This window comes from Leifsonia aquatica, from assembly GCF_014190775.1.
Taxonomy (GTDB): Bacteria; Actinomycetota; Actinomycetes; order Actinomycetales; family Microbacteriaceae; genus Leifsonia; species Leifsonia aquatica.
The window spans coordinates 1661665-1678436 of record NZ_JACHVP010000001.1 but is presented as its reverse complement, the minus strand read 5'-3'; the positions used below and the strand labels follow the sequence as shown (position 1 = coordinate 1678436).

The following is a 16772-nucleotide window of genomic DNA, read 5'->3' as shown; positions in this document are numbered from 1 at the left end:
CCACGTCCCGGGCACCGACGCCCACGACATCGACGCACCAGGAATCGTCGCTATCGTCGGGCCGACCGGCACCGGCAAGACGGACCTGTCGCTTGCCCTCGCCGAGCGCCTGCGCGACAGCGGCCAGGCGGCGGAGGTCGTCAACGCGGACGCGATGCAGCTCTACCGCGGCATGGACATCGGCACGGCGAAGATCCCGCCCGCCGAGTGGCGCGGAGTCCCGCACCACCTCTTCGACGTGCTCGATGTCACCGAAGAGGCGACGGTCGCCCGCTACCAGCCGGAGGCACGCGCCGCCATCGAGGCGATCCGGAGCCGCGGTGCAGTGCCCATCCTGGTGGGCGGTTCGGGCCTGTACGTCTCCAGCGTGATCTTCGACTTCCGCTTTCCCGGAACCGACCCGGAATTGCGCGCCCGCCTCGAGGCCGAGCTCGCCGAGCAGGGACCCGGGATGCTGTTCCGCCGCCTCGCCGAGGTGGACCCTCAGTCCGCGGCGCGTATCGGTTCCACAAACGGCCGGCGCATCGTCCGGGCGCTCGAAGTCGCGGAGCTGACCGGGGAGCCCGTCAGCGGCTCACTCCCGGAGGCTCCGACTCCGTGGCGTCCCGTGACCATCCTCGGGCTGGCCGCGCCCCGCGAGGAGCTCGTAGCGCGGCTCGACGCACGGGTCGAGCGGATGTGGGAGGCGGGGCTCCTGGACGAGGTGCGCGCGCTCATCCCGCTCGGGATCGAACGCGGCGTCACGGCCGGCCGCGCCATCGGCTATGCCCAGGCGCTGGCCGAACTGCGGGGCGAACTGAGCCGCGCCGAGGCGATCGCGCAGACCCAGCAGCTCACCAGACGCTACGCACGCCGGCAGGTGAGCTGGTTCAAGCGCTACCCCGATCTCCACTGGCTCGACTACGTCGACCCGGCGCTGCCCGACGCGGCGCTCGCTAGGCTGTGAGCATGGCGACACTCCACTTCACCAAAGGTCAGGGCACGGGGAACGACTTCGTGCTCTACTCGGACCCCGACGGCAGCCTGCCGCTGACGGCCGCGCAGATCGCCGAGATCTGCGACCGCCACTTCGGCGTCGGCGCCGACGGCGTGATCCGCGCAGTGAAGTCGAAGCACCTCCCCGAGGGAGCCGAGGCGTTGGCGGAGGACGAGGCCGCCGAGTGGTTCATGGACTACTACAACGCCGACGGCTCGGCCGCCGAGATGTGCGGCAACGGCATCCGCGTCTACACCCGGTACCTCATCGAGTCCGGCCTCGTGGAGCTCGCTGACGGCGACACCCTCGCGATCGGCACCCGTTCGGGCGTGCGCGATGTGCAGCGCAACCTCACCGGGTTCCAGGTCGACCTCGGCCGCTGGGCGCTCGACGGTGGCGAGCCGCTGGTCCGGGCCAAGGAGCTCCCGGTGGCCCGCCCCGGTCTCGGGATCGACATGGGCAACCCGCACGTGGTCGTCGCGGTCGCCGACGAGAGCGAGCTGGAAGCCGCCGACCTCACGTACATCCCGCACCTGGAGCCCGCACCGGAGGACGGCGCGAACGTCGAGTTCGTCGTCCCGCACGACCCGCTCGTCAAGGACGGTGTCGGCCGCATCCGGATGCGCGTCCACGAGCGCGGCAGTGGCGAGACCCTGTCGTGCGGCACGGGGGCGGCCGCCGCGGCGCTCGCGGTGCGGTACTGGGCCGGCGGCGGCGCCCCGAACCAATGGCGCGTGGATGTGCCGGGCGGCACCGTGGGTGTGCGGATGTTCGCGACCGAGGACGGCGAGCACGTCGCCCTCTCCGGCCCGGCCGAGCTCGTCTACACCGGCACGCTCGAGCTCGCCTGACCGGGCGCGCGTCCCCGACATTCGGCACGAATGTCGCGTTTCGCGCGCGCATTCACGACATTCGGCACGAATGTCGCGCGGAGCTACTCCTGCGCGGCGCGCGCCGGGCGGTGTGAGCGGAGCACGCGGTACCCCTTGGAGATCGCCTGGCGTGTGGTCTTGAGCTCCGGCATGGTCGCCTCGATCCAGCGCTGCAGCGAGTCGCTGCCGAGATTGCGCTGCACGACCAGCCACGCGTCGGATCCCGGCTCGAGGCGGGGCAGCCATCGCGTCAGGATGTTGTGCAGCTCATCCTTGCCGATCCGGATGGGCGGGTTCGACCAGATCGTCGTGAACATCACGTCATCGGGAACATCATCCGGGGTCACGGGGTTAACATTGGTGAGACCGAGCTTCTGCGCGTTCAAGCGCACCACGTCCAACGCTCGGGTGTTGACGTCGACGGCCCAGACCGTCGCATGAGGGGATTCGAGAGCAAGTGTGAGAGCCAGGGGCCCCCAGCCGCAGCCGAGGTCGAGGAACTGACCGCCCGGCGGCGCAGAGGGGACATGGTCGAGCAGGACTCTCGTTCCCGTATCGATGCGCTCGGGGCTGAAGATGCCGTTCGCGGTCGTCAGCTCGTACGTCTGGCCGGCCAGTCGTACGGTGATCGGCCGCAGGTTCGTCTCGCTCTCGGGAGCCGTGGAAAAGTAGTGGTCTCCGCTCGCCATAAGAGGACCGTACAGGACGCAGCCGAACTGACAAACTGGGATGGACCCGGAACGGGGACGAACGATGACTGAACGAACGAATATCGAAGAACACGAGGCCGACGACGTCGTCGCGCGCGTGCTGGCGACCGAGAAGAACCGTGCGAGCGTGACGCTGTTCGGAACCGGGGCGCAGGCGCTGCAGTCGACGGAGACCACCGACGGCTCGCACGACGGCGAGCAGTTCGACCGGGAGGAGCGTGCGGCACTGCGCCGCGTCAGCGGCCTCTCGACCGAGCTCGAGGACGTCACCGAGGTCGAGTACCGGCAGCTGCGGCTCGAGAACGTGGTGCTGATCGGCGTGTACTCGCAGGGCAGCCTGCAGGACGCCGAGAACTCCATGCGCGAGCTCGCCGCCCTGGCGGAGACCGCCGGCGCCGTGGTGCTCGACGGTCTCCTGCAGCGCCGCCCGCATCCCGACCCGAGCACCTACCTGGGTCGGGGCAAGGCGGAGGAGCTCGCGAGCGTCGTCGCCGCCCTCGGCGCGGACACGGTCGTGGCCGACACGGAACTCGCCTCCAGTCAGCGGCGCGCACTGGAGGACGTCGTGAAGGTGAAGGTGATCGACCGCACCGCGGTGATCCTCGACATCTTCAGCCAGCACGCCAAGAGCCGGGAGGGCAAGGCGCAGGTCGAGCTCGCGCAGCTCGAGTACCTGCTCCCGCGCCTGCGCGGCTGGGGCGAGTCGATGTCGCGCCAGGCCGGTGGCCAGGTCGGCGGCGCCGGCGCGGGCATGGGCTCGCGTGGTCCCGGTGAGACGAAGATCGAGCTGGACCGCCGACGCATCCACACGCGGATGGCGAAGCTGCGCAAGCAGATCGCCGGGTTCAAGCCGGCCCGTGAGGCCAAGCGTGCGAACCGCAACCGCAACTCGGTGCCGTCGGTCGCGATCGCCGGCTACACGAACGCAGGCAAGTCGAGCCTCCTGAACCGCGTGACCAAGGCGGGCGTGCTCGTCGAGAACGCGCTGTTCGCGACCCTCGACGCGACCGTGCGCCGCTCGGTGACCGCCGACGGCCGGCTCTACACGCTCGCCGACACGGTCGGCTTCGTGCGCAACCTTCCGCACCAGCTGGTGGAGGCGTTCCGCTCGACGCTGGAGGAGGTGGCCGACTCCGACGTCATCCTGCACGTCGTCGACGGCTCCCACCCCGACCCCGCGTCGCAGCTGGCGACGGTCCGCGACGTCATCGGCGAGGTCGGTGCCCGCGACATCCCGGAGATCGTGGTCTTCAACAAGTCCGACCTGATCGGACCGGATGAGCGGCTCGTGCTGCGCGGTCTGGAGCCGGTGGCGATCTTCGCCTCCGCGCGAACGGGCGAGGGCATCGACGAGGTGCTCGCGGCGATCTCGCGGCTGCTGCCCGACCTCTCGGTGGAGGTGGAGCTGATGGTGCCATACGACCGGGGCGACCTGATCTCGGCCCTGCATGAGCGCGGGCGTGTCCTCGCCACGGAGTACGTGGAGGAGGGCACCCGCGTGCACGCGAAGATCATGCCGGAGTACACGGCGGTGTTCGAGCCCTTCGCGGTCTGAACGCCTGAGGCCGCACCGGCGACAGGAAGGCCGGACGGAGCGCGTGTGTCGAATGATGACACCCGCGATTCCGTCCGGCCTTTCGCGTTGCTAGATTCGGCACTCAACCGCAGCGGACGACCGCTCGGTGGTGCGACAGCCGAGCCCGGCACCCGCCCGTGAAACCCTGCCCCTCGCCGTGAGGCCCGAGGCGGGGTGTCCGTGCCGCTGATCGATCACCCCGAGGACCTCATGAGCTGTACCACCGCGCGGTACTCCTTCGAGCTCTACCCGCCGCGCAACGAGCGGGCCGCCGCCGCGCTGCCCGCCACCATCGACCGGCTCGCCGCCGCGCGCCCGGACTTCATCTCCGTGACCTACGGGGCGAACGGCTCGTCCCGCACATCGTCCCTCGACGTGCTGCGCCACATCCTGGAGCGCACCGACGTCAGCCCGATGGCGCACCTGACGTGCGTCGGGTCGTCGCACGAGGAGGCCAACCGCCTCATCCGCGAGTTCCTGGATGCCGGTGTGCGCCGTTTCCTCGCGGTGCGGGGAGACCCGCCCGAGGGCGCGGCCCCGGGCGAGGACGGCATCGGCGACATCCGCAGCTCGGCCGAGCTCGTGCAGCTCATCCACCGGGTGCAGGCCGAACGCGTCCCCTACGGCGAGCTGACCGTGCCCGGGCTGCCGGCGCAGGCGGTGCTCACCCGGCGCGAGCACGTGCAGATCGCGGTCGCGGCCTTCCCCAACGGGCACCCGGCGTCCCACTCGATCTCGCAGGACATCGACGCCCTGCTCGCGAAGCAGGCCGCCGGTGCGAACCTCGGCATCACGCAGCTCTTCTTCCACGCCGAGGACTACCTGTCGTTCGCCCAGAAGGCGAAGGATGCCGGCGTCGCCTTCCCGATCCTGCCCGGCATCATGCCGGTGACGTCACCCGCCCGGCTGAGCCGGATGCTGGAACTCAGCGGCGAGGACCTGCCGAGCGATCTGGCGATCCAGCTCGAGGTCGAGCCGACCGACGAGGGGCGTCGCGAGATCGGCATCGAGTGGGCCGCGGGTCTCGGCCGGCGCCTGCTCGACGGTGGCGCTCCGGGCCTCCACCTCTACACCTTCAACCAGAGCGAGGCGGTGCTGTCGGTCCTCGACCGGATCGGCGTGCTGCCCGCCCCCGACTCCATCTCCTCCGCAACCGAAAGGGAACCAGCATGACCTCCACCTCCCGCGCCGCCTTCCCGGCCGGAACGATCCTCGGCTATCCGCGCATCGGGCGCCGCCGCGAGCTCAAGAAGGCCGTCGAGTCCTTCTGGGCGGGCGCCACCACGGCTGACGAGCTGGAGTCGACCGCCGCCGGCCTGCGCGCCGCGACGCGCGAGCGCCTCGCCGCGCTGGGCCTCGGGCGTGACGATGCCGCCATCCCGGAGAGCTTCAGCTACTACGACCAGGTGCTCGACGCCGCGGTCGCCGTCGGAGCCGTGCCGACCCGGTTCGCCGGGCTCGTCGGAGCGGACGGCAGCGTCGACCTCGCCGGCTACTTCACGATCGCGCGCGGCGAGGGCGACAACGCCCCGCTCGAGATGACGAAGTGGTTCGACTCCAACTACCACTACCTCGTGCCCGAGATCGGGCCGGAGACCGACTTCCGCCTGGCATCCGACAGCCTGGTGCGGGAGTTCGAGGAGGCGCGCGACGCCGGCTTCGTCACCCGCCCGGTGATCGTCGGGCCGGTGACCTTCCTGCTCCTGAGCAAGGCGTCGGACGAGGCTCCCGAGGGCTTCCGCCCGCTTTCGCGGTTGGCGGACCTGCTGCCGGTGTATCGCGAACTGCTCGCCCGCCTCGGCGCCGCAGGGGCGCCGTGGGTGCAGCTGGACGAGCCGGCGCTCGTCAGCGAGAGCATCGAGGAGCCGCGCGCGGAGGTGCTGGAGGCGCTGCGCACGGCGTACGCCGACCTCGGCGCCGTCGCGGAGCGGCCCGCGCTCTTCGTGGCCGCCCCGTACGGCAGCCTGGGCGACGCCCTCCCGGTGCTCGCCGCCTCGCGGGTGGAGGCGATCTCCCTCGACCTCGTTCGCGGCTCCCTGCCGACCGGCCTGGACGCGCAGACGGCGGGCTCCCTCGCCACAAAGACCCTCGTGGGCGGCGTCGTCGACGGCCACAACATCTGGCGGGGCGACCTCGAGGCGGCCTTCGGCTCGCTGACCGAGCTCCTTTCGCTGAGCCCGGACGTCGCGGTCTCCACCTCCACCTCGCTGCTGCACGTGCCGCACGACGTCGAGGACGAGCCGGAGCTCGACGCGCGCCTGAAGAGCTGGCTCGCCTTCGCCGACCAGAAGGTCGCGCAGATCGCGATCCTGGCCCGCGGGCTGGTCGACGGACACGAGTCGATCCAGGACGACCTGACGGCCGCCACCGCATCCCTGGCCGACCGGGCCTCCGCTCCCGGCGTGCGCGTCGACGCGGTACGTGCTCGGGAGGCGGCGCTCACCGAGGCCGACTTCCGCCGCGGCGCGTACGAGGACCGCCTCGCGGCCCAGGACGCGGCGCTCGGCCTGCCGTTCCTCCCGACGACGACCATCGGCTCGTTCCCCCAGACCGGCGACATTCGTCGCTCCCGCGCGCAGCTCGTGAAGGGGCTGATCACGGAAGCGGAGTACCTCGCCCGCATGCAGGCGGAGATCAAGCGCGTCGTCGACCTCCAGGAGGAGATCGGGATCGACGTCATCGTGCACGGCGAGCCCGAGCGCAACGACATGGTCCAGTACTTCGCCGAGAACCTCGACGGCTTCGCGGTCACGCAGAACGGCTGGGTGCAGTCGTACGGCTCCCGCTGCACGCGTCCCTCGATCCTCTGGGGCGACGTCTCGCGGCCGAAGCCGATCACGGTGGACTGGTCGACGTACACGCAGAGCCTCACCGAGAAGCCGGTCAAGGGCATGCTGACAGGCCCGGTGACGATCCTCGCGTGGTCGTTCGTCCGCGACGACCAGCCGCTCGGCGAGACCGCCCGCCAGGTCGCCCTCGCGCTGCGCGACGAGATCGAAGACCTGGAGTCGGCGGGCATCCGCGTCGTGCAGGTCGACGAGCCGGCGCTGCGCGAGCTGCTCCCGCTGAAGCGGTCGGCGCAGGAGGAGTACCTCGACTGGTCGGTGGGCTCCTTCCGTCTGGCGACGGCGGGCGTGCGCGACGAGACCCAGATCCACACCCACCTCTGCTACTCGGAGTTCGGCGTGGTGATCGACGCCATCCGCAACCTCGACGCCGACGTGACCAGCATCGAGGCGGCCCGCAGCCGCATGGAGGTCGTCCACGACATCCAGACGTCCGGCTTCGAGCACGGCATCGGCCCGGGCGTCTACGACATCCACTCGCCTCGCGTGCCGTCGGTCGCCGAGGTCACCGAGCTGCTCGAGACCGCGTTGAGCGCGATCCCGGGCCGCCAGCTCTGGGTCAACCCGGACTGCGGTCTGAAGACGCGCGGCTACGACGAGACCGTCGCGTCGCTGCGCAACATCCTCGAGGCCACCCGCGCGGTGCGCGAGCGCGTCTCGATCGACGCGTAGCAGCGACTCCGGGGTCGCGGACTGCCGGTTCCGCCGTGGGCGGACGGCAGGACGCGACCCCGTCTGCGTGCGTCAGGATGGGCGCATGGTGCAGATGACGGACGCCGAGTTCGAGGAACTGGTGGGCGCGGTGTTCGACGCCCTCCCGGACGAGATGGTCGGGAAGCTCGACAACGTGGCGTTCCTCATCCAGGACCAGCCGTCGGGGGACCGGCCGCGACTGTTCGGGTTGTACAGCGGGCGGCCGATCACGACGCGCGGCGTCTACGGCTTCGGCGAGCTGCCGGACCGCATCACGCTGTTCCGCAACAACCTCGAGGCCAGCTGCTCCAGCCTGGACGAGCTGCGCGCGCGGGTGCGCGTGACGCTGGTGCACGAGATCGGCCACTATTACGGGCTCGACGACGCGAAGCTGCAGGAGCTCGGCTGGGCGTGAGCTCCCGCCGCACATTCGTCACGAATGTGGCTTATGAGGCGCGCTTTCGCGACATTCGGCACGAATGTGCGGGTCAGACGGCGCGGAGGACCGCGACGACCTTGCCGAGGATCTGCGCGAAGTCGCCCACGATCGGCTCGAAGTTCGAGTTGCGCGGCAGCAGCCAGGTGTGGCCGTCGCGCTGACGGAACACCTTGACGGTGGCCTCCTCGTCGAGCATGGCCGCGACAATGTCGCCGTTCTCCGCCGTGTTCTGCTGGCGGACGACGACCCAGTCGCCGTCGGTGATGGCCGCGTCGATCATCGACTCGCCCACGACCTTCAGCATGAAGAGGTCGCCGTTGCCGACGAGCTGACGGGGAAGGGGGAAGACCTCCTCGACCTGCTGCTCGGCGGTGATCGGAACGCCCGCGGCGATGCGCCCGACGAGCGGGACCATGGCCGCGTCGCCGACCGGCGTCTGGTTCTCGTAGTCGACGGACTCCGACGAGGTGGAGGGCAGGTCGATGAGGATCTCGAGCGCGCGCGGCCGGTTCGGGTCGCGGCGGAGGTAGCCGCTCAGCTCCAGCTGGTTGAGCTGGTGGGTCACCGACGAGAGGGAGGACAGCCCGACCGCGTCGCCGATCTCGCGCATGCTCGGCGGATAGCCCCGCTGGCTGACGGACTTCTGGATCACGTCGAGGATCGCGAGCTGCTTCTCGCTGAGGTTCTTGCGGCGGCGCGTGCCCCCTCGTGGAGCCTGGTTCTCGTTCGACACGCTCGTCCCTTCGTGACCTCGACCGCATCCGCTCGTCTCGAATGTCGGTGGTGCCTGGAAAGGTGAACTCCAGACAATCGAAACTGTATCCACGATACGGCCGGAAACAAACATGTGTTCGAGTGTGTCTCGAAATCCGTGGACGGATTCCTCGCGTATCGAGTCTTGCGATTTCGAACATTCGAAGATACATTCGGAACAAAGCTTCGCATCCGCGGAGCATGAGGAGGTCAGAGCCATGAGCACGACGGCGATGGTGAGCAGCACGATTCCCGCTTTCCCCGCGGGCGCACGCACGCGACTCCGTCTCACGCGGCGCGGTCGCGCCGTCCTGACGGCACTCGTGGCTCTTCCTCTCGTCATCGGCGCCCTCACCTTCGCCCTCAACGGCGGGGGAGCGGTCGCCACCAGCGAGCAGACGCACGTGAGCTTCCAGCACGTGACTGTCGAGTCGGGCGACTCCCTGTGGTCGGTCGCCGAGCGCGTCGCGCCGAGCGCCGACCCGCGCGACGTGATCGCCGCGCTCGTGCAGCTCAACGGTCTCGACGCCTCGGGCGTGGTCTCGCCGGGCCAGCAGCTTGCCATCCCGACCCAGTACGCGCACTGACCCTCGCGCGGCGCTGACGCTCACGGCGCTGACCATCCCGCAGCCGTTCGTCATATGGGAGGACGCGCTCCCGGGCATGGCTAGCATGGATGGGTGACCTCCCTCTCCGACCTTCCGATCCGTGATGATCTGCGTGGACGGACGCCGTACGGCGCCCCGCAGAAGTCCGTTCCCGTCGCTCTCAACGTGAACGAGAACACGCATCCGGTCCCGGAGGATGTCGCGGCCGACATCGTCGCCCGCGTCGCGGTCGCCATCACCGGGGTCAACCGCTACCCGGACCGCGAGTTCACCGAGCTGCGCGAGGCCTTCGCGCGCTACCTCGGGCACGGCCTCGACGCGAGCTGGATCTGGGCGGCCAACGGGTCCAACGAGGTGCTGCAGCACATCCTGCAGGCCTTCGGCGGCCCCGGCCGCAGCCTGCTCGGCTTCGCCCCCACCTACTCGATGTACCCGCTGCTCGCCTCGGGCACCGGGACGAGCTGGATCGCCGGCGCTCGCGACGCCGACTATGAGCTGACACCGGAGACCGCTGCGGCGGAGATCCGCCGTGCCGACCCCGACATCGTCATCCTCTGCTCGCCGAACAACCCCACCGGCACCCCGCTCTCCCTCGACACGATCGAGGCGGCGTACGACGCGGCCCGCGGGATCGTCGTCGTGGACGAGGCCTACGCCGAGTTCATGCCCGACGGCGAGCCGTCGGCTCTCACCCTGCTCGAGGGGCGGCCGCGTCTCCTCGTCTCGCGCACGATGAGCAAGGCGTTCGCCTTCGCGGGGGCCCGCGTCGGGTATCTCGCGGCCGACCCGGCCGTCGTCGACGCGCTGCGCCTGGTGCGCCTCCCGTACCACCTCTCCGCACTCACCCAGGCGGCCGCACTCGGCGCCCTCGCCCACTCGGACGAGATGCTCGCGATGGTGGGGGAGATCCGCCTGCAGCGCGACCGCCTCGTCACGGAGCTCGCCGGGCTCGGCTACGCGCCCCACCGCAGCGGGAGCAACTTCGTGCTCTTCGGCGGCGTGGACGACCCTCACGCGGTGTTCGAGGCGCTACTGGAGCGGGGCATCCTCATCCGCGATGTCGGCATCCCGAACCACCTGCGCGTCACGGCGGGGACCGAGCCGGAGACCACCGCCTTCCTGGAGGCGCTGGCCGCCCTCGGGCGCCCGTCCGGCTCCGTCGCCCCAGTAAACTCGCAGTCATGACGAATCGCACCGCCAGCCTCCAGCGGGAGACCAGTGAGTCGAGCATCGAGCTCAGCCTCGACCTCGACGGGACGGGCGTGGCCGACATCGCCACGAGCGTGCCGTTCTACGACCACCTCCTCACGGCGTTCGCGAAGCACTCCCTGACCGATCTGCGCGTGCGCGCCAACGGCGACACCGAGATCGACGTGCACCACACCGTGGAGGACGTCGGCATCGTGCTCGGCCAGGCGATCCGTCAGGCGCTCGGCGACAAGAGCGGCATCTCCCGGTACGGCGACGCGCTCGTGCCGCTGGACGAGGCGCTCGTGCAGGCGGTCGTGGACCTCTCCGGCCGTCCCTACCTCGTGCACACCGGGGAGCCGGCCGGGTTCGAGTTCCACCTGATCGGCGGCCACTTCACCGGCTCCATGGTGCGGCACGTCTTCGAGGCCATCGCCTTCAACGCCGCGATGACGGCGCACATCACGGTGGTCGGCGGTCGCGACCCGCACCACATCGCCGAGGCGGAGTTCAAGGCGTTCGCGCGCGCGTTCCGCCAGGCGAAGGCGCTCGACCCGCTGGTGTCGGGCATCCCGTCGACCAAGGGCGCGCTGTGAGCGTTTCCGGCACCCCGGATGTCGTGGTCCTCGACTACGGCTCGGGCAACGTGCACTCCGCCGTCAAGGCGCTCGAGGCCGCGGGCGCGAACGTCGAGCTGACGGGCAACCGCAAGCGGGCGCTGGAGGCCGACGGCCTCCTGGTGCCCGGCGTGGGCGCCTTCGCCGCCGTCATCGACGCGCTGCGCTCCTCCCACGGCGACGAGGTCATCGACCGCCGGCTCGCGGGTGGACGCCCCGTGCTGGGGATCTGCGTGGGCATGCAGGTGCTCTTCGAGCGCGGCGTCGAGCACGGCGTCGAGACCGAGGGGCTCGGTGAATGGCCGGGCACGGTCGATCTGCTGCAGGCCGACGTGGTGCCGCACATGGGCTGGAACACGGTCCAGGCTCCCGAGACCTCGCGGCTCTTCGCCGGGCTCCACGACGAGCGCTTCTACTTCGTCCACTCCTACGCCGCGCAGGACTGGACCCTCGAGGTGACCGGCCCCTTCCCGAAGCCGCACGTGACCTGGGCCGAGCACGGTTCGCCGTTCATCGCCGCGGTGGAGAACGGGCCGCTGAGTGCGACCCAGTTCCACCCCGAGAAGTCCGGCAGCGCCGGCATCCAGCTGCTGCGCAACTGGATCGGCACCCTCTAGCCGACGCCTCCGCGCATCACCCGTCCGCCGTCGCGGACCCGAACGAGGAAACACAGTGAGCGAATTCAACAACACGCCCAAGCTCGTCCTGCTCCCGGCGGTCGACGTCGCGGACGGCAAGGCCGTGCGGCTGACGCAGGGCGAGGCCGGCAGCGAGACGAGCTACGGCGACCCCGTCGACGCGGCTGCCGAGTGGGCGGACGCGGGTGCGGACTGGATCCACCTCGTCGACCTCGACGCCGCCTTCGGCCGCGGCTCGAACCGTTCGCTGCTCAAGAAGGTCATCCGTCAGGTGCGCGGGGTCAACATCGAGCTGTCCGGCGGCATCCGGGACGACGAGTCGCTGGAGCAGGCGCTCGAGATCGGCGCCACCCGGGTGAACCTCGGCACCGCAGCGCTGGAGAACCCGGAGTGGGCGGCCCACGTGATCGGGCAGTACGGCGAGGCGATCGCCGTCGGACTCGACGTGCGCGGCACCACGCTCGCCGCCCGCGGCTGGACCCAGGACGGCGGCGACCTGTGGCAGGTGCTCGAGCGCCTCGAGGACGCCGGCTGCGCCCGCTACGTGGTCACCGACGTCACCAAGGACGGCACCCTCCGCGGACCGAACCTCGACCTGCTCCGCGAGGTGATGGACCGCACCCAGCGTCCCGTCGTCGCCTCGGGTGGCATCGCCAACCTGGACGACATCGCCGCCCTGCGGGAGCTCGTCTCCCTGGGCCTCGAGGGCGCGATCGTGGGGAAGGCGCTCTACTCCGGTGCGTTCACCCTGCCCGAGGCGCTGGATGTCGCGGGATACTGACCCGGCCGACGGCCGCGACGCGACGGGCGGCACGGGCGGCGCGGGCCACGTGCCCGGACAGCCGACGGAGAAGGGCGCCGACCGGCTGAAGCACTTCGCGGCATCGCTCGGCGACTCCGCCGGGCAGCCGTGGCAGGGGCGCGAGTTCGACGACAACCCCTTCGGCGACGACGACGGGACGGCGCCTCCTGCCCTGCTCGGCGCGCTGGCGGCCTTCCGTGCGGGCGAGGTCGGACCCGAGGCCGTGGTCGACGCGCTCCGCGCCTCCCGGCTCCTGATCCCGCTCGTCGCGGAGCTCGGCGACGAGGGCACGACGGATGCCGGACTGACCGTGGACAAGTCGCAGGAGCTGTCGATCGTGACGGTCTCCGGACCCGACGGGCGCAGCGTGCTGCCCGTCTTCTCGTCCGTGACCGCGATGCAGACCTGGAACCCGGCCGCGCGTCCGGTCCCCGCGGACGGGCGGCGGGTCGCACTCGCCGCGGCCTCCGAGGAGACCGAGATCGTCGTGCTCGATCCGACGAGCGAGACCGAGTTCGTGCTGCGTCGCCCGGCCGTCTGGGCGGTCGCGCGCGGGGAGCGTTGGCTGCCGAGCGACCGGGACCCCGAGGTGTTCGCCGCTTTCGACGCGTCGATCGCCACCGAACTCGGAGTGCACGCCGTGCGCCTCGCCGCGGGCGACCCCGGGCACCGGTTCGCGGGCGAGGAGCTCGTCGTGCAGCTCGCGCTCGCCAGCGGACTGACCCGGGAGGAGCTCGACGCCATCCTGGCCCGGCTGGCCCAGCGCTGGGCGGCGGATGACGTGATCGCGACGCGGGTGGACTCCCTCCGGGTGCAGCTCGTCGCTGCGGACTGACGAAGACCCGTCTTGCATCGGCTGCGTTCGCTCTCGTAGTCTGAACCCGCCGTGGAGAGCCCTACCGGTCGCCGACTGATCGAACGCCGGGCGTGACGCCAGAGATGAAGCTCGAGGCGGGGCATCCACAGATCGGAGCACCGATGCGTGCCTCATCCCGCACTGCCCTGACCACCCTCCTCTCCGCCGGAGCGATCGCCCTGTCGATCGTCGCGGGCGGGACCGCCGCGCAGGCGGCGACCCCGGCACCGCCGCCGGTGAACGCGCAATTCGACTACCAGATCGGCGGCGTCTACACGCCGGCAGCGTCGGTGGGCATCGTCGACCGCGACCACACGGCGTCGCCCGTGAGCGGCAGATACAACGTCTGCTACGTCAACGCGTTCCAGACGCAGCCCGACGACACGACGACGTGGGCGGGGGCGAACAGCGACCTCATCCTCCGCAACGCGAAGGGCGTGAAGGTCGGCGACCCGGAGTGGAACGAGTACCTGCTCGACACCTCCACCGCCGCCAAGCGCACCCGGATCGCGGCCATCGTGAACGGCTGGATCGACTCGTGCGCGAGCAAGGGCTTCCAGGCCGTCGAGCCGGACAACCTGGACTCCTGGACCCGCTCGAAGAGCGGCGGCACGCAGCTCCTGGCCAAGCAGAACAACGTCGCCCTCGCGACACTGCTGGCCGCCCACGCGCACCAGAAGGGGCTCGCGATCGCGCAGAAGAACACCACGGAGCTGGGCTCGGCGGGCAAGAACACGGTCGGGTTCGACTTCGCCATCGCGGAGGAGTGCCAGTTCAACACCGAGTGCGACGCCTACACGTCGGTCTACGGCAACAACGTCATCGAGATCGAGTACACCGACAATCCGCGCTCGGCGTACACGCAGGCCTGCGCCGCGCAGGGCAAGAACATCTCGGTGATCCTGCGCGACCGGGACGTGGTCGCCAAGGGGGACAGCGCGTACCGCTACGAGTACTGCTGAGCGACTGCTGCGCCCAGGGACGTCCGCGGTTGCGCGCGCAGCCGCGGACGTCCCGCGCCGCCGCAGTCACCGAGAAGAGGAGACGCCGTGAGGGTCGGGATACTGGGCACCGGTGCGATGACGGAGGCGCTCGGCCGGCGCCTGGCCAGGGCCGGGCATGACGTGGTCGTCGGCTCGCGCGATCCGCTGCGGGCCCGGGAGCTCGCGCGCACCATCGGGGCCGTCGACGGGACCGATCACCGCGGGGCGGCCGCATCCGACGCCGTGATCGTCGCGGTGCAGGATGCCGTGGCCCTCGAGCTCGTCCGATCGCTCGCCGCCGAGTTGGAGGGGCGGGTCCTGATCGACATCGGCAACCCGATCGACCCGCCGCACTTCGAGAGCCGCTACGGCGCGGGTCCGTCGCTCGCCGAGCGGATGGCGGAGGCGGCTCCCGGGGCGCGCGTCGTGAAGGCGTTCAACACCGTCTATGCCGAGCTGCTCGCCGAGGATGCGGACGAGCGGGTCCAGGTGCTGCTCGCCTCCGACGACGACCCGGCCAAGGAACTCGTGGCGGGTCTCGTCACGGAGATCGCCTGCGAACCGTTCGACGTGGGTCCGCTGCGGTCCTCCCGGCACCTGGAGCGGCTCGCCGGCTTCGAGATCGACTTGGTCGAGCGCGGATACGCGCGCGCCACGGCGGTCCGGATCGTGGACCGCCGCGGCTGACGCGCGACCCCGAAAGGTCAGGCCGTCCGCAGCATCCGGAGGCCGCCGAACAGGGCGAGCACTCCGACGACGCCGACGAACACCACGAGCACCGGCACGAGCGGCCACACGATCAGGGCGACTCCGACGAGCAGGACCGGGAGGGCGAGCCCGACGTACGCGACCAGGAAGATCGCGGCCAGCACCTCCCCGCGGCGCTCGGGCGCTGCCAGGGCGGCCGTGGCGCCGATCGCGGAGCGGAACAGCAGGCCGACGCCGGCTCCCGCCAGCACGCCGCTGATCAGGAAGACGGCCAGGGAGGCGACCAGGACGCCGACCGCGAGGCCGACGAGCCCGGTGAGCATGAGGACCAGGGCGAGACCGAGCTGGGCGCGCATCCGGAGCCGGGCGAAGACGATCTGCGAGAGCGCGGACGCCGCGAAGACCGAGAACGGCACGGCGCCGGCGAGCAGGTGCGACGACTGGTGCAGGACGCCGGAGACGACGCTCGGCGCGAGCGAGGTGAACAGCCCGAAGACGGCGAAGCCGGCGAACGCGGCCACCGCGGCGGCGGAGAAGGCTCCGCGGGCCGACGGGGGGAGGGACACGCGCTGCGGCCGATAGGCGGGACGCTCCTCCGCGCGCTCGACGGTCTCCGGAACGAGGGCGACGGCCAGCGCGGCGACGGCGAGCAGCACCAGGAACACGACGTAGGGGAGCAGCAGGGGCGCCGGCAGGAACTGCGCGAAGGCGCCGCCGATCAGCGGCCCGAGGGCCAGACCGCCGGTGTTGACGACGGTGGAGACCGTCCCCGCCAGGCGCGGACCTTCGGCTGGGCGGGCGACCGCGCGCAGCTCGCTCAGGTGGGCGGTCGCGCTCGCCGTCAAGGCGCCGACACCGATCCCGGACAGGACGCGGGCGACGATCAAGCCGGAGACGTCGTTCCAGACCAGGAACAGAGCCGCCGCGATGATCTCGATGAGCACCGCGATCAGCACCATCCGGCGCCGGCCGGCCCAGTCGCTGAGGTGACCGATGAGGAACAGGCTCGCGATCACCCCGACCGCGTAGGCGGCGAAGACGACCGTGACCACCCAGGTGGGGAAGCCGTCTCGCGCCTGATAGAGCGAGTAGAGCGGGGTCGGGACGGTGGAGAAGGCCATCACCGCGAGGAAGGCCGCGGCGATGACCCAGAAGCCCGTGCCGTGGTGCAGCTGCCAGCGGCGGGTCGGAACGGCGGGATGAGACGAGGTCTCGGGTTCGCGGATCGTGGTCATGCTCTGAGGATGCTCTCGTTCCGCGATCGCGTCCAACGGATATCATCGATCCTGATCATCGACGGATACGATTGCTGGATGGACACCCGCCAGCTGGAGTACCTCGTGGCCGTCGCCGAGGAGCTGAACTTCACCCGCGCCGCCGAGCGCCTGTTCGCCGCCCAGTCGACGGTGTCGGCCGGCATCCGGGCACTCGAGCGCGAGCTGGGCGCTCCGCTCTTCGACCGCGACCCGCACGGCGTGCGGTTGACGGCGGCGGGGGAGGCGGTGCT

At 70.9% G+C, this 16772-nt stretch carries 17 protein-coding genes and 1 pseudogene; 15 read left to right on the top strand and 3 right to left on the bottom strand.

All coding sequences use genetic code 11. The features are described 5' to 3' along the window. Nucleotides 1–28: 28 nt before the first annotated feature. Complete coding sequence (miaA, locus tag FHX33_RS08040; RefSeq protein ID WP_081704024.1) at nt 29–946, top strand: tRNA (adenosine(37)-N6)-dimethylallyltransferase MiaA; 918 nt, start codon at nt 29–31, stop codon at nt 944–946. 2 nt (nt 947–948) lie between these two features. Next, complete coding sequence (gene dapF, locus FHX33_RS08035) at nt 949–1827, top strand: diaminopimelate epimerase (RefSeq protein ID WP_179701870.1); 879 nt, start codon at nt 949–951, stop codon at nt 1825–1827. A gap of 83 nt (nt 1828–1910) precedes the next feature. On the opposite strand, the gene FHX33_RS08030 is transcribed toward dapF, so the two are convergent. Beyond that, nucleotides 1911–2537, bottom strand: coding sequence for a class I SAM-dependent methyltransferase (locus FHX33_RS08030; RefSeq protein ID WP_021762550.1), 627 nt, complete (start codon nt 2535–2537; stop codon nt 1911–1913). A gap of 64 nt (nt 2538–2601) precedes the next feature. Here FHX33_RS08030 and hflX point away from each other — a divergent pair, with 64 nt between their 5' ends. The 4 genes from hflX (at nt 2602) to FHX33_RS08010 (ending at nt 8088) form a co-directional block, all read left to right on the top strand. Next, complete coding sequence (hflX, locus tag FHX33_RS08025) at nt 2602–4113, top strand: GTPase HflX (protein ID WP_021762551.1); 1512 nt, start codon at nt 2602–2604, stop codon at nt 4111–4113. A 231-nt stretch (nt 4114–4344) separates the two neighbouring features. Continuing rightward, nucleotides 4345–5307: a methylenetetrahydrofolate reductase gene (locus tag FHX33_RS08020; RefSeq protein WP_039921871.1), complete on the top strand. Its 963-nt coding sequence runs from the start codon at nt 4345–4347 to the stop codon at nt 5305–5307. Then, nucleotides 5304–7652 carry a 5-methyltetrahydropteroyltriglutamate--homocysteine S-methyltransferase gene (gene metE / locus FHX33_RS08015; RefSeq protein ID WP_183428321.1) on the top strand — a complete coding sequence of 783 codons (2349 nt, stop codon included), beginning with the start codon at nt 5304–5306 and terminating at the stop codon, nt 7650–7652. Before FHX33_RS08020 ends, metE begins: the two co-directional genes overlap by 4 nt. Nucleotides 7653–7737: 85 nt before the next feature. Then, complete coding sequence (locus FHX33_RS08010; RefSeq protein WP_021759768.1) at nt 7738–8088, top strand: metallopeptidase family protein; 351 nt, start codon at nt 7738–7740, stop codon at nt 8086–8088. Nucleotides 8089–8161: 73 nt separating this feature from the next. On the opposite strand, the gene lexA is transcribed toward FHX33_RS08010, so the two are convergent. Beyond that, nucleotides 8162–8845: a transcriptional repressor LexA gene (lexA, locus tag FHX33_RS08005; protein WP_021759766.1), complete on the bottom strand. Its 684-nt coding sequence runs from the start codon at nt 8843–8845 to the stop codon at nt 8162–8164. A 238-nt stretch (nt 8846–9083) separates the two neighbouring features. Between lexA and FHX33_RS08000 the strand changes: the two genes are divergently transcribed. The 8 genes from FHX33_RS08000 (at nt 9084) to FHX33_RS07965 (ending at nt 15244) form a co-directional block, all read left to right on the top strand. Then, nucleotides 9084–9452: a LysM peptidoglycan-binding domain-containing protein gene (locus FHX33_RS08000; RefSeq protein WP_021759764.1), complete on the top strand. Its 369-nt coding sequence runs from the start codon at nt 9084–9086 to the stop codon at nt 9450–9452. A 93-nt stretch (nt 9453–9545) separates the two neighbouring features. After that, entirely contained in the window at nt 9546–10658 is a 1113-nt protein-coding gene (locus tag FHX33_RS07995; protein ID WP_021759760.1) for a histidinol-phosphate transaminase, read from the top strand. After that, complete coding sequence (gene hisB, locus FHX33_RS07990; protein WP_021759758.1) at nt 10655–11257, top strand: imidazoleglycerol-phosphate dehydratase HisB; 603 nt, start codon at nt 10655–10657, stop codon at nt 11255–11257. Before FHX33_RS07995 ends, hisB begins: the two co-directional genes overlap by 4 nt. Continuing rightward, nucleotides 11254–11895 (top strand): imidazole glycerol phosphate synthase subunit HisH, encoded by a 642-nt coding sequence (gene hisH / locus FHX33_RS07985; protein ID WP_021759756.1) that lies wholly within the window; start codon nt 11254–11256, stop codon nt 11893–11895. The genes hisB and hisH overlap by 4 nt, the downstream gene beginning before the upstream one ends. 55 nt (nt 11896–11950) lie before the next feature. Continuing rightward, nucleotides 11951–12697 carry a bifunctional 1-(5-phosphoribosyl)-5-((5-phosphoribosylamino)methylideneamino)imidazole-4-carboxamide isomerase/phosphoribosylanthranilate isomerase PriA gene (gene priA, locus FHX33_RS07980; protein WP_021759754.1) on the top strand — a complete coding sequence of 249 codons (747 nt, stop codon included), beginning with the start codon at nt 11951–11953 and terminating at the stop codon, nt 12695–12697. Beyond that, the gene (locus FHX33_RS07975; RefSeq protein ID WP_021759752.1) at nt 12681–13553 is read left to right on the top strand and encodes an SseB family protein; all 873 of its coding nucleotides are present in this window, start codon (nt 12681–12683) and stop codon (nt 13551–13553) included. Before priA ends, FHX33_RS07975 begins: the two co-directional genes overlap by 17 nt. A 143-nt stretch (nt 13554–13696) precedes the next feature. Next, entirely contained in the window at nt 13697–14536 is an 840-nt protein-coding gene (locus FHX33_RS07970; RefSeq protein ID WP_021759750.1) for an endo alpha-1,4 polygalactosaminidase, read from the top strand. An 87-nt stretch (nt 14537–14623) separates the two neighbouring features. Beyond that, entirely contained in the window at nt 14624–15244 is a 621-nt protein-coding gene (locus FHX33_RS07965) for an NADPH-dependent F420 reductase (protein ID WP_155828979.1), read from the top strand. Between the two features lie 17 nt (nt 15245–15261). Here the strand turns inward: FHX33_RS07965 and FHX33_RS07960 are convergent, their stop codons facing one another. Beyond that, nucleotides 15262–16500 (bottom strand): MFS transporter, encoded by a 1239-nt coding sequence (locus FHX33_RS07960; RefSeq protein WP_021759745.1) that lies wholly within the window; start codon nt 16498–16500, stop codon nt 15262–15264. Here FHX33_RS07960 and FHX33_RS22105 point away from each other — a divergent pair. Then, nucleotides 16465–16704: pseudogene (locus FHX33_RS22105) on the top strand (LysR family transcriptional regulator); the annotation flags it as partial. The gene FHX33_RS07960 and the pseudogene FHX33_RS22105 sit on opposite strands and share 36 nt — an antisense overlap. Nucleotides 16705–16772: the final 68 nt, after the last annotated feature.

Bases quoted from the DNA above. Each gene is read 5' to 3' on its own strand.
- FHX33_RS08020 (WP_039921871.1), top strand. From the start codon at position 4,345: ATGAGCTGTACCACCGCGCGGTACTCCTTCGAGCTCTACCCGCCGCGC.
- FHX33_RS07975 (WP_021759752.1), top strand. From the start codon at position 12,681: ATGTCGCGGGATACTGACCCGGCCGACGGCCGCGACGCGACGGGCGGC.
- dapF (WP_179701870.1), top strand. From the start codon at position 949: ATGGCGACACTCCACTTCACCAAAGGTCAGGGCACGGGGAACGACTTC.
- metE (WP_183428321.1), top strand. From the start codon at position 5,304: ATGACCTCCACCTCCCGCGCCGCCTTCCCGGCCGGAACGATCCTCGGC.
- FHX33_RS07970 (WP_021759750.1), top strand. From the start codon at position 13,697: ATGCGTGCCTCATCCCGCACTGCCCTGACCACCCTCCTCTCCGCCGGA.
- FHX33_RS08000 (WP_021759764.1), top strand. From the start codon at position 9,084: ATGAGCACGACGGCGATGGTGAGCAGCACGATTCCCGCTTTCCCCGCG.
- hflX (WP_021762551.1), top strand. From the start codon at position 2,602: ATGACTGAACGAACGAATATCGAAGAACACGAGGCCGACGACGTCGTC.
- FHX33_RS08010 (WP_021759768.1), top strand. From the start codon at position 7,738: ATGGTGCAGATGACGGACGCCGAGTTCGAGGAACTGGTGGGCGCGGTG.
- FHX33_RS08030 (WP_021762550.1), bottom strand. From the start codon at position 2,537: ATGGCGAGCGGAGACCACTACTTTTCCACGGCTCCCGAGAGCGAGACG.
- hisB (WP_021759758.1), top strand. From the start codon at position 10,655: ATGACGAATCGCACCGCCAGCCTCCAGCGGGAGACCAGTGAGTCGAGC.
- FHX33_RS07960 (WP_021759745.1), bottom strand. From the start codon at position 16,500: ATGACCACGATCCGCGAACCCGAGACCTCGTCTCATCCCGCCGTTCCG.